This is a genomic window from Xanthomonas sp. WHRI 10204 (assembly GCF_040202875.1).
GTDB lineage: Bacteria > Pseudomonadota > Gammaproteobacteria > Xanthomonadales > Xanthomonadaceae > Xanthomonas.
Window position 1 is genome coordinate 306,331 of the sequence record NZ_JBEGDW010000001.1, and the last position, 11,980, is coordinate 318,310.

At 55.6% G+C, this 11,980-nt stretch carries 10 protein-coding genes; 4 read left to right on the forward strand and 6 right to left on the reverse strand.

Features of this window, described 5'->3' with window-relative positions; all coding sequences use genetic code 11:
- The 3 genes from ABQZ00_RS01450 to ABQZ00_RS01460 are packed head-to-tail and all read left to right on the forward strand — an operon-like array spanning position 1 to position 4,973.
- Positions 1-915, forward strand: coding sequence for a glycosyltransferase family 2 protein (locus ABQZ00_RS01450; RefSeq protein ID WP_115559173.1), 915 nt, complete (start codon positions 1-3; stop codon positions 913-915).
- Positions 915-2,798 carry a methyltransferase domain-containing protein gene (locus tag ABQZ00_RS01455; protein ID WP_323537788.1) on the forward strand — a complete coding sequence of 628 codons (1,884 nt, stop codon included), beginning with the start codon at positions 915-917 and terminating at the stop codon, positions 2,796-2,798. Before ABQZ00_RS01450 ends, ABQZ00_RS01455 begins: the two co-directional genes overlap by 1 nt.
- A 15-nt stretch (positions 2,799-2,813) precedes the next feature.
- Positions 2,814-4,973 (forward strand): putative glycosyltransferase family protein, encoded by a 2,160-nt coding sequence (locus ABQZ00_RS01460; RefSeq protein WP_323537787.1) that lies wholly within the window; start codon positions 2,814-2,816, stop codon positions 4,971-4,973.
- 539 nt (positions 4,974-5,512) lie between these two features.
- Here ABQZ00_RS01460 and ABQZ00_RS01465 read toward each other — a convergent pair.
- The 6 genes from ABQZ00_RS01465 to ABQZ00_RS01490 are packed head-to-tail and all read right to left on the reverse strand — an operon-like array spanning position 5,513 to position 10,654.
- The gene (locus ABQZ00_RS01465) at positions 5,513-5,920 is read right to left on the reverse strand and encodes a GtrA family protein (protein ID WP_323537786.1); all 408 of its coding nucleotides are present in this window, start codon (positions 5,918-5,920) and stop codon (positions 5,513-5,515) included.
- A 2-nt stretch (positions 5,921-5,922) separates the two neighbouring features.
- On the reverse strand, positions 5,923-6,861 hold the full coding sequence (locus ABQZ00_RS01470) for a WxcM-like domain-containing protein (protein WP_323537785.1): 939 nt from the start codon (positions 6,859-6,861) through the stop codon (positions 5,923-5,925).
- Positions 6,858-7,805, reverse strand: a complete 948-nt coding sequence (locus tag ABQZ00_RS01475; protein WP_323537784.1) for a glycosyltransferase family 2 protein — start codon at positions 7,803-7,805, stop codon at positions 6,858-6,860. Before ABQZ00_RS01475 ends, ABQZ00_RS01470 begins: the two co-directional genes overlap by 4 nt.
- Positions 7,802-8,905 carry a DegT/DnrJ/EryC1/StrS family aminotransferase gene (locus ABQZ00_RS01480; protein WP_323537783.1) on the reverse strand — a complete coding sequence of 368 codons (1,104 nt, stop codon included), beginning with the start codon at positions 8,903-8,905 and terminating at the stop codon, positions 7,802-7,804. The genes ABQZ00_RS01475 and ABQZ00_RS01480 overlap by 4 nt, the downstream gene beginning before the upstream one ends.
- A gap of 58 nt (positions 8,906-8,963) precedes the next feature.
- Positions 8,964-9,908, reverse strand: a complete 945-nt coding sequence (locus ABQZ00_RS01485) for an electron transfer flavoprotein subunit alpha/FixB family protein (protein WP_323537782.1) — start codon at positions 9,906-9,908, stop codon at positions 8,964-8,966.
- Positions 9,908-10,654, reverse strand: coding sequence for an electron transfer flavoprotein subunit beta/FixA family protein (locus ABQZ00_RS01490; protein ID WP_323537781.1), 747 nt, complete (start codon positions 10,652-10,654; stop codon positions 9,908-9,910). The genes ABQZ00_RS01485 and ABQZ00_RS01490 overlap by 1 nt, the downstream gene beginning before the upstream one ends.
- A 230-nt stretch (positions 10,655-10,884) precedes the next feature.
- Here ABQZ00_RS01490 and rfbB point away from each other — a divergent pair, with 230 nt between their 5' ends.
- Positions 10,885-11,940, forward strand: coding sequence for a dTDP-glucose 4,6-dehydratase (rfbB, locus tag ABQZ00_RS01495; protein ID WP_323537780.1), 1,056 nt, complete (start codon positions 10,885-10,887; stop codon positions 11,938-11,940).
- Positions 11,941-11,980: the final 40 nt, after the last annotated feature.

Consider the following 11,980-nt stretch of genomic DNA (forward strand, 5'->3'; position numbering starts at 1 on the left):
ATGGGTAAGCAAGACCTCCCTAAACTGGGGCGCCTGAGAGTTCACTCCGTCCTATATGGCAATGAGCCGAATCGGGTTGCGCAAGCGATCTCGCACCTTGAGCGTGCGGCTCGTCTTGCTTTAGCCACTGGCGTTTTTGACCAAGTCGTGCTCGCTTATGGCGACTGTTCACCCCAAGAAAGCTTGCGGGAAACAGTACTAATTAATAAATTTGACGGATCAGCACTCGCGGATGTGGAGTATCACTTTTTCGATGCGAATCTCGGCTCTGCTCACGGGCATAACCGGCTTCTTGAAATCGGCGGTTCCGAATTTGTCTTGATCATGAACCCTGACATCATGATGGCTCCCAATGCGATAGTGGAGCTCGCGCGGCCATTTTTGGATGCAAAAGTGGGAATGGCAGAAGCAAAGCAACTACCCATCGAGCATCCCAAGCAATACGACGCCGCATCCGGCGACACGGGCTGGGCCGCTACTGCATGCACTCTCATACCTCGACGAATCGTTAGCATGCTAGAGGGATTTGATCACAGCACCTTTTTTCTCTACTGCGATGACGTCGATTTTTCCTGGCGTGTCAGACTTTCTGGTCACCGAGTCGTTTACTGTCCGGCGGCCTCTGCTTTTCACGATAAACGCCTCGGCGAACGTGGAGCATGGGCGGTAGGCTGGGCAGAAAAATACTACTCTGCGGAGGCAGCTATGCTTCTTGCTTACAAATTCAGTAGAGAAGACCTTGCAGAGCAAATTGCAACTCACTTTGAAACAAGTGGGGATGAGGTCTGGCTGAAAGCTGTGCGCGAGTACCGGCGCCGGCAGTCTGCCGCAGAACTTCCTGCCCAACTTGATTCAAGTCATAAGGTTGCGGTATTTACCAACGGCGCCTACGCGTCCCACCGGTTTGTAATGTGATGGATATTTACGATAACGGATTTTCAGACGATAACGTCTACGGCCATATCGCCAAGCTGCTGGCACGGTTCGATCCTGAGCCCGGCGACCTTTTTCTGGATTTTGGTTGTGGCTTCGGTCGCTTGGCAGAAGTGGTTAGCTCACGTCACGGTTTGACCTACGTGGGCTTTGATATTAATGAGCCAGGGTTGGAGTCGCTTCGGGCTCGAGGCTTCGACTCTCATTTCCTGAATCTGTTGGAGGGGGAGCAAGCCGAGGCCTTGATAAGGTCAGTAGTTCCGCAAGGGAAGCGCATAGCAGCGATCTGCATAATCGATACGCTGGAACATCTTGCGGATCCGCTGTCTGCCGTCGAGTTGCTTGGAAAAATTGCCAGAGAAAAAAATACTCCTCTACTTGTTTCGGTGCCCAATGTAGCCCACGCTGACATAGCTGCAAAATTGGTCGCTGGTCATTTTGACTATACCGAGGCAGGCCTGCTAGATCATACGCACATGCAGTACTTCACCAACGCGCGCTTTGGAGCGTTATTAGAGTGCTCTGGGTGGCATGAGGTTCATCGGAAAGATGTGTTGATGGTTCGTAGCGATCAGCATTTCCCGGCGCAGCTTCCCACCCTATCTACGCACGCACCGTTGTCCATGTTGCTTGCCGGTTTGAGGCGGCAGGCAGATGATTATGGTAACGTCAACCAGTTCGTGCGAGCTTTTCTTCCGGGGCCGGAACCTACTAGACCTCGGGTGTTGCCATACGCCACTGGCAAAGATGAGTTAAACCGTCCCTTTCTGAGTGTCGTCATCCGTACGGTAGGCAAGCGCATATCGACTTTGCGTGAGTCCTTGCTGTGTCTGTCTGCTCAAACTTCTCAGGATTTCGAGATCGTTATCGCAGGACACAAACTCGATATTGATCGCCAGATCGCTGTGGAAGCCGTAATCGAAGAATTGCAGGATACGCTGCGTAAACGTACGCGATTAATTCGCGTTGAAGAGGGTGGGCGTTCCGCTCCCTTGAATCAGGGGTTTTTGGCTGCGCGCGGCCGTTACGTGGCCGCATTTGACGATGACGATTTGGTGTTTGGCGATTGGGTAGAGACGTTCGCGACCCTGGAAAAGGGTCATGCGGGTCAGCTCTTGCGTGCCACTGCGATCGCACAAGATTGGGATAGGGTCCGCCGTTCGGATGGCACAGCGGCCTCGCGCGCGATTAGTGGCATGCGAGCATTGTATCCGCCTAGATTCGAGTTGCTGGCACATATAGTCGAAAATCGCACTCCTCTGCATTCCATCGCATTCCCGCGCGTGCTTTTCTCTGATATGGGCTATAGGTTTGATGAGCGGTTGAGTACTGCAGAGGACTGGGACCTGATCATCCGAGTAGCTCCGCTCTGTGGTGTAGCGTGCGCGAGTAATATCACGGCGATGTACCGGCTATGGAAGGATGGTGATAGCTCTGCAAATCATCATGATGCGTTCGAATGGAAAAGTAATTATTTATCAACTTTGCGCAAACTTGATGACGCTCCGCTACTCCTGCCCCCAGGATCAGCTACGCGTCTTAGACGCATGTTTCTCGATCTGGAGCGGCTGCAGGGTTTTGTAAGCTTCGATCCAGACAGTACAGTGCTTGCGGATCCGCCGCTCGACGATAGGGATCGGTTAGAGGCACTTCGCGAGCGCTACCATCAACTGACACATTCCAGGTCATGGCGGATCACTGCGCCATTGCGAGCCGCGATGCGTCGTATCCGCAGGTTGCATCGTTACTCGGAGCCCAAAGTGTGGATGATGAGCGAGCGTGATCTCGAATATCAGATTAATCAGATACTGTCGTCGTCTTCTTGGCGCTGGACGCAATTGCTTCGCATGGCCGGCCGGCGCTAAAAATCAGGGGATCACGTGGCTGTTTTTCGCTCAATTGCCGGACTGATGTCCAATGAAAAGATTCAGGCTTCCATAGCGATTTTAGTTGTGGTTATATTGAATATAATGACATTCAAAGGTCATTACTTAGGGGGTTACGCATTTCCCTGGGATTTTTTGGGCGGCTATCATGCACAGTCCTTCGGTTGGTTCGATCAAGGGAGTATTTTCCACCCGCCGGCTTGGCTGCCGTGGAGCGATCTGGGCTTCCCTTCTTCAATGGCCTTGCAGTCTGGCGCGTGGTATTTGCCGCTCGCTATCCTAGATGCACTTGGTATTCCTTATACCGTCAGGGTCGCTGTTTCAGTTCAGTGTGTTCATGTTGCGATCGCAGCGCTCGGAATCTATGCGTTGTGCCGTAAGATTGGCTTGGGTTTCGGAGTTTCTCTTCTCGGTGCTTTGGCTTATCACGCAAGTGCAACGTTTTATTCAAATCAGCAGCATGTAGATATAGTCCGGGCAGCCGCGCTTGTGCCTTGGTTACTTTATTTTCTACATCCCACCACGCTCTCCCGGTACTGGGGCGTGCCGATAGGGGCAATAGTTCTTTCGCAACTCCTAATCGCCGGTTATCCAGGAAACTTAGTCGCCGCAGCTTATGCGTGTGCGGTGTGGTGTTTATTTTGTTTGCCGCTGTTGCCGCTTGGGTCTCGTTGGCGCTATGTACTGAGTGTCGCTTGCTTGGTGACGATTGGCTTAACCATTTCCATGGTGAAGTGGTATCCAGTACTGATCAATTTGGGGGCGGTCGGCTTTGAGCGTTGGGAGCCTCATCCAATAGAGATTCCTTTCCTGGAAACTTTGCTGTTCGCTTACGATCGTGCTTTCTTGCCTAGTGACATTACGATGCGTAGTCTTTGGCTACCTCTTAGCCTCCTGCTAGGCATAACGTTTTTAAGAGTCCGCGAGTGGTCGGCGAGAACCGGTGTTGCACTCGTGTTGTTGGCGCTATTCATGGGAATGCTGGCGCCAACTTGGGATGTATTACTACGAATTCTTCCGGGAATGACCGCCAGTCGCTGGCTGATCTCCGACTGGCGACCGATACTCCAGATAGGCCTGATTTTGATGGCATGTGCGGGATGGCAGGCTTGGTTTAACACGACATGGAGCCGGCTGGCACTACATATAAGGGTGTCAGCCGCGTTCAGCGTTTTGATGTTTGCTGCAGTGATGGCCCAGCGCATGGGGTACACCAAGTGGGAAGCTCTGCCATTGCTTGCGGTTGCAGCGGTCATATTGTTAGCCGCATCCTGGCTTGCCAATAAAGATGAGGGTTTTCCACGATTTCCTCGTATAAGGATTGCATCGAGTTTCGGACTGCTAGCTGCTGTGTTGATATGTGCGGCTTTGCAGGGACTGCACTACAACTCAACACAAGCAGCGTCTTGGCGTATGCCATGGAGCGAATCCCGTGAAATTGAAGTGTATGGAAAAACAGTTGAGGATTGGAAGCAGGTTCAGCCAGCTTCTCCGATGCGGCGACCAGCCAGAATGCTGATTGGTGACTTTGATACCCCGCAGGCTGCCATCGATCATAGGACGAGTGAGCTTTATAACCAGTGCTGGTATGGTCGAAGCTATTGCGTTTTTGGTTATAATAATATTCGTATGTCAATGCCTCATAAGCGTTTTGTCGAGGCCCTTCAAGGGCCCTCGGGCGGCGCGTTGCTCGCGTTCGTGTCGGAGCCTCAACAGCTATGGATCGACAACGGAGGCAATGATGTTCCTCCTCATCGCCAAGGAGTAGCGTTAGTTGGAAGTGATTTAACTGGTATAAACGTGGAGTTTTCAGGATATAAGTCCGATCGGCTTGATTATTTTATCAAGACGCCACGCGCAGCCAGCTTTACTGAAAATGAAATATGGTGGAAGGGTTGGGAATATAGATACTGTTCGAGTTCTGGTTGCTCTGAGTGGAAAGACACTACCGAGGGTAAGGCGTCTCTCAGGCGTTGGACTGTGCCTGCCGGCGAGTGGCATGTTGTCTTGAGGTTCAAAGACCGCAGTATCAAACAAGGCATGGGCCTTGCGGCGGCTGGATTCATAGTCGCGGCGCTTTGGCCAGTAATTGCTTGGCTACGGCGCCGGCGAAACAAGAAAGTTCGGGCGGATAGGCAAAATTTAGAAGTGTAAATTTTCTGGTGATTAACTAATTGTTTTTAAAAGTTAGCTTTAACTATGGGCAGGGTAATGAGGCCTCGACAGGTCGTTCGGTTGACCTGTCGAGGGATGCATTTTATATGTATGCGCGGTCTGTCCGTCAGTGTGGGGCTTCTTACTGATCAGGACTGCGGACTCGGACATCAATCCCATGCTGCTGCTAGAAAATCCTGTTCTCTGCGCAGTATTTTTTTTCTTCTTAAATTCAGGAGTAACGTTGCTGCAGTTGGATGCCTGCTTTTTAAATTTTGAAGTCAGGGCCGTCGGTAACGCTTCGGGATGTGGTGACATGTGCGGACAATCTACATACAGGCTTTGCCTGCAATTATCTGATGTCAAGTTTTGTGAAATCGTCCACGTTTGATCGTGCTTCCTTACCGCCCTTTCGCTTGATTCTCATCGAGAGACGCAGCGCTTTGCGCATATTTTGGCAACTCGTTAGATATAAATTTTTTTTATCTTGTTGTTCCTGGTAGTGCTGTGCTTAGCGAGGGCGGCGCATTGTGCTTAATCTACTTCGCCGAATTACGCCATCCGAAGACCGCGCGTGACAATACAAATGTCAGAGGGATAGTAACCGTGATAGCCGCTAGGGGCGCAAAAGCAGGTTTAAAACCAAAGTGCTCTACCCACGCCGTCACTAAGAAAAGGCTTGTCAGGTATTGCGCCAGATAGACGAATGGAAACATTAATAGTGATCGCCAACCACGGTGTGTCCTAAAGACAAACAGACGGTTGATTAGAAATGCAATAATGATGCCAGAGATATAAGAAAGAGTGTAGGCGGCTTTGTAGGTGGTTATCTGAAGCAATGCAAGATATGTAGCATAAGTAACAGCTGTATTAAGGCCGCCCGAGATAAGGAAGCGAACGAGGCTGGATTTTGCGATTAATTTTCTCGTCCACTGCAGCGCGCGCATGCTCATCGATGCCGTGCACGCACCAGTTCAGTGAATACGCTGTATTCCCGGATGTAATCGGCAGAATCATAAAAATGGGAGGCAAATACAAGCAGTACGGCATCTTCGGAGTATTTGTACTGTATGCCCCACGTCATGGGTGGTAGGTAAAGACCTAAGTTGGGCTTGTCGAGCAAAAACTGTTCGCGATGGTCGCCGTCATCCGCCACTACTTGCACGGAGCCTTTGACTGCGATCAAAAATTGGTGACAAGCCAAGTGCGCGTGTTCGCCACGTGTTTCCTCGGTAGGCACGTTATAGACAAGGAAGTAGCGCTTTGGCGTAAATGGAATTTCCCTTTCGAACTCACCGACTGAGAGACTGCCACGCATGTCGGCGATCGCGTTAAAGGTGTGAAGTTGTACTCCCCGCACAGACGATGACTGGACGCCGGGCATTGCTCCTTGCGCGTGCAGCTTCTCATTGGCGATGGTGCCGGTGTTGGCATAGCCCACAATCTTGGCCGGGTTGCCGACTGCAATGGCATTGGGAGGGACTGAGCGCGTAACAACAGCACCCGCGCCGACCATCGCGTTGCGTCCAATGCGCACGCCGGGAAGGATGGTGGCGTTGGCTCCTATCGATGCGCCCATCTCGACCACCGTCCGCAAAAACGCTTCGGGATACACCTTGCTTCGTGGGCGGAGATCGTTGGTGAACGTGGCGTTGGGACCCACGAACACGTTGTCTTCGAGGGTGAGTCCATCCCACAACTGGACGCCGCACTTCACCGTAACGTTGTCGCCAACGACGACGTCATTCTCGATGAATACTCCGTCGCAGATATTGCAACCGGATCCTATGCTGGCCCCGGGTAGCACGTGGGCGAACGCCCAGATGCGGGTGCCATCACCGACAGTCGTCGACTCGCAAAGTCCTCTTTCGTGCACATAGAAATTCATTTTTGTTTTCCGGGGAAATCGAGTTGCAGGGAAACAATGTTGAGAGGCCGCTGCTTGGTGTTCTCGTACGCCCGCCAAGCGTAATTGCCTACAATGCCGATGCCCAACGTATTGAGCGCACCGAAAAAGAGTATCGCAAGCATGGACATGGAGTAGCCCGGCACTTCATAGCTGCCTGCAAAGCGCGCAATAAGCACTGCTAATCCAAGAAGCGCCGCGACACCTAATCCGAGCATCCCAGCGCCCATGAGGATGCGTACTGGCAGGTCCGAGAAGGCGAATATGCTGTCCATGAGGTACGTTATTTTTTTCTTCAGTGTCCAAGCGCTACTGCCATGCTCGCGTTCCAGGCGGGCATAACCGATGAACTCACGGCGTCCGCCGAGCCAAAATAACAGACCAAGTAGGCTGCTGTTCGCTTCTCCTAGCGCAACGAGGCGGTCGCGAAACGCTGCCGTCAACGCGAACACGTCGACGCCGCCGCTGGGCACATCCGGCTGGACAAGGCGTCGATAGATGCCCCAGAAAATATTGGAGGCGAGTTTGCTCGGGCCTGGGTCGACGCGACTGACACGTTTTCCAAAAACGACATCGAGTGGCTTAGTTGACAGCGCTGTAAAGAACTCGCGCATAAGCGATGGCGGCTCCTGCAGATCAGCGGCCATGACTCCAATATACTCGCCCTTGGCCTCAGCGAGGCCGCAGCGGATGGCCGCGAAAGCGCCGAAGTTGCGTGATAGCAGGAGTAGCTGAGACTGGAATGCAACGGAATGAAGGCCCTCTTCCAGCCGGGTGAAGCTGGCATCCGGACTGCCGTCGATGACAAACACGACTTCAAATGGCCCATCCAAGCTGACAGCCAGGGCATCCAGCGCTACAAGCAGCGACGGTATTGATCCCTCGTTCTTGTAAACGGGTATCACCACTGAATAAAGCGGCTTCACCACGAGTTGCAGGCCTCGATCACTTGAGACACTTCGGCGTCGGTGAGTTCTGGGAAGCAGGGCAAGGTGACCACGCACGCGCACGAATGGTCCGTGGCCTTCAGTAAAAGGTCATCGAATTGGCCGGCAAACAACGGCTGACGATAATCGGGCGTCGGATAGTGCACTTCGCTATTAACGCCAGCATCGGCAAGATGTTTTTGAAGCCCAGCGCGATCGCTGGTATGCACCACATAAAGGTGGGCAACGAAGTCATTGCCACTGGTCGGCGGCACCAAAATATTGAAATGTTTGATTTCGGTAGAGTAGCGATTAGCAATGTCTCGGCGGCGAGCATTCCAGTTATCGAGTAGCGGCAACATGACGCGCAAAAAGGCAGCCTGAATTTCGTCTAAGCGGCTGTTACGGCCGCCCCGCAGTTCGTTGCGATACTTCGCTGTCCAACCGTACTGGCGCAACTTGCGGAGCGTATCTGCGATGGCTGGGTCGTTGGTGGTGACGGCTCCGCCATCACCTAATGCACCCAAGTTCTTAGTTGGGTAAAAGCTGAAGCTGGCCGCCTTGCCAAACGTGCCAGCCTTGCGACCCTGCGCGTCCATAGCTCCGTGCGCCTGTGCGCAGTCTTCAAAGATGGCAAAGCCATGCTTGTCCGCCAGCGCAGTGAAGGCATCCATTTGCGCTAGCCTGCCGTATAGGTGAGTGACGATAACAACGTCGATCTTTCCCGTCGCGAGTTCGGCCTCGAGCGCCTCAGGTGCCATGGTGCATGTGATCGGGTCGATATCGATGAAGACTGGCTCGGCACCACACGCAAGTACGGCGGTGGTGCCGTACATGGCCGCGTTGGCAACCACTGCCACGCGTTTGCCATCGCTGACTCCCAGGCTACGCAGACCCAGCTCAAGCGCCTCGGTACCGTTCGCAACGCTCACGCAGTCGCCAGCGCCACACCAATCCGCGAATTCCTTTTCGAACGCTTTCACATTCGGCCCAAGCACGTAGTAGCCGCTGCCAATTGCTTTGACCGCGGCCTCTTCAAGTTGCCGTGCAATTGGGCCGATGTGACGGTCGAGAGCATTGACTGGAACGAGCGTGGTCATGGATATCCTGAAAGAAATGTAAGACTAAGGCGACGATTGAGTCTCCCGAAACAAGGCTTCAACTTAGGGCAGATTCGAGTTCGGGGAGAATCTGGAATAGGTCACCCACCAGCCCAATATCCGCAATCTCGAAGATCGGCGACTCCGGATCCTTGTTGATCGCCACGATGGTGCCAGCGTCCTTGATGCCGGTCAGATGCTGGATGGCGCCGCTGATGCCGATTGCCACGTACAGTTCCGGCGCGATGATCTTGCCGGTCTGGCCGACCTGCAGCTCGTTAGGGACGTAGCCGGCATCGACCGCCGCGCGCGAGGCACCGACGGCGGCGCCGAGTTTGTCGGCCAGGCTGTAGATGTGCTTGAAGTTCTCTGCCGAGCCCACGCCGCGGCCACCGGAGACCACGCGCTTGGCGCTCTGCAGGTCGGGGCGGTCGGAATTGCCTGCTGCCAGGTCGATGAACCGAGTGTGGGTCGGCAGTGCGACCTCGATGCTGACGGACTCGACTGCTGCGCTGCCGCCGCTAGCCGCTTCCGGCCACGAGGCGCTACGCACGGTCGCCACGACGATCTGGTCGGCCGGAGCCTTCACCGTAATGATGGCGTTGCCTGCATAGATCGGGCGCTTGAAGGTGTGCGCATCTTCGACGGTCATCAGGTCGGAGATCTGGTTCACGCCCAGCAGCGCCGCCACCACCGGCATCAGGTCCTTGCCGAAGGTAGTGGAGGGGCCGAAGACATGGGTGTAACCCTGACCGGCCAGCTGCGCGATCTGGGGTCCAAGCACCTGAGCAAGCGCGTGTTCGTTGGCGGCGTTGGCCACGGTCAGTACGCGGGCGACACCCGCCAGCTGTGCGGCCTGGGCTGCAACGGCGGCAGGATCGGCCGCCAGCACGACCACGTCGATCGACTCGGCCGATACCGCCAGGGCCGCGCTCAGGGTCTTGGCGGTGGCCGCATTGAGCTGGCCGTTGAGGTGTTCGGCGACGACAAGAATCTTGGCCATTACAACAACCCCTTCTGCTTGAGTGCTGCCACCAGTTCGGCGGCGTCCTTGACCATCACACCGCGGCTGCGCTTGGCCGGCGCCGCAAAGTGGGTGGTGGTGAGACTGTCGTGCGCGTCCACGCCCAGATCAGCGAATGCCAGGGTGTCCATCGGCTTGCTCTTGGCCTTCATGATGTCCGGCAGCTTGATGAAGCGCGGCTCGTTCAGGCGCAGATCGGTCGTGATCACCGCTGGCAGATCGACCTCCAGCGTTTCCAGGCCAGCATCGACCTCGCGCGTCACCGTGGCCTTGCCATCGGCGACCACCAGCTTGCCCGCGAAGGTCGCCTGCGGGCGGCCCCACAAGGTGGCCAGCATCTGGCCGGTCTGGTTGGCGTCGTCGTCGATGGCCTGCTTGCCCAGGATGACCAGATCAGGCTGCTCTTTTTCGACCAGCTTCAGCAGCGCGCGTGCGGCGGTCAGCGGCTGGATGGCAGCATCGGTGACCACATGGATGGCGCGGTTGGCACCCATCGCCAGGCCGTTGCGCAGATGTGCGGCAGCATCGGCTGGCGCCAGGGTGGCGACCACCACCTCGGTGGCGATGCCGGCATCGCGCAGGCGCAATGCTTCTTCCAGGGCGATTTCGTCGAACGGGTTGGGCGAAAGCTTGACGCCGTCGGTCACCACGCCGGAGCCATCCGGCTTGACCTGAATGCGGACGTTGTAGTCCACCACGCGCTTGTAGGCGACGAGGATTTTCATCGTGTACGAGATCCTTCAGCTATTGCGGGAAGGCCCGGCCGCGGCGGCAGGCTCGGGAGTGCGCCCATTCTAACCGGGGAGCATCCACCATGCGATGGCGTATGGATGCTGCGGTGCGTCAGGAGAGCCATGCGGAGTCGCTCGCGCTTAAGCCCGATATTGCCGTGAGCGTATATCCTGTGTGGCTTGAAAACGCAGCGCGTTTGGCGCGCGACCAGGAGGGGTAGACAGTGGCGACTTGGCTAGTAACAGGCGGTGCCGGCTTCATCGGCGGTAATTTTGTTCTTGAGGCGGTCTCCCGCGGAATTCGCGTGGTCAATCTGGACGCGCTGACCTACGCAGGAAATCTGAACACGTTGGCGTCGCTGGAGGGCAATGCGGACCACGTGTTCGTCAAGGGCGATATCGGCGACGGAGCGCTCGTCACCCGACTGCTGCAAGAACACCAGCCCGACGCCGTACTGAACTTCGCAGCCGAAAGCCATGTGGACCGCTCGATCGAAGGCCCGGGCGCCTTCATCCAGACCAATGTGGTCGGCACCCTGGCGTTGCTCGAGGCCGTTCGCGACTACTGGAAGGCATTGCCGGACGCGCGCCGTGACGCGTTCCGTTTTCTGCACGTGTCCACCGACGAGGTCTACGGCACGCTCGGAGAGACCGGCAAGTTCACCGAAACCACGCCCTACGCGCCTAATTCGCCGTACTCGGCTTCCAAGGCAGCGTCGGATCATCTGGTGCGTGCGTTCCACCACACCTACGGGCTGCCGGTGCTGACCACCAATTGCTCGAATAACTACGGCCCGTACCACTTCCCCGAAAAGCTCATTCCGCTGGTCATCGCCAAGGCACTGGCGGGTGAACCGCTGCCGGTCTACGGCGATGGCAAGCAGGTCCGCGACTGGCTGTTTGTCAGCGACCATTGCGAGGCGATCCGGACCGTGTTGACCAAGGGCAAGGTCGGCGAGACCTATAATGTGGGCGGCAACTCCGAGCGCCAGAATATTGAGGTCGTGCAGGCGATCTGCGCGCTGCTGGATCAACATCGTCCGCGCGAAGACGGCAAGCCGCGTGCGAGCCAAATCACCTACGTCACTGATCGGCCAGGGCATGACCGTCGCTACGCGATCGACGCCTCCAAGTTGAAGAACGACCTGGGTTGGGAGCCTGCGTATACCTTCGAGCAAGGGATTGCGCAGACGATCGAGTGGTACCTGACCAATCAGTCGTGGGTACAGGGTGTGTTGGACGGAAGCTATCGTCTGGAACGCATCGGCGCGACGGCATAACACTCCACCTTCAGTGTCCGCACAGATGTGCGGACCTCCC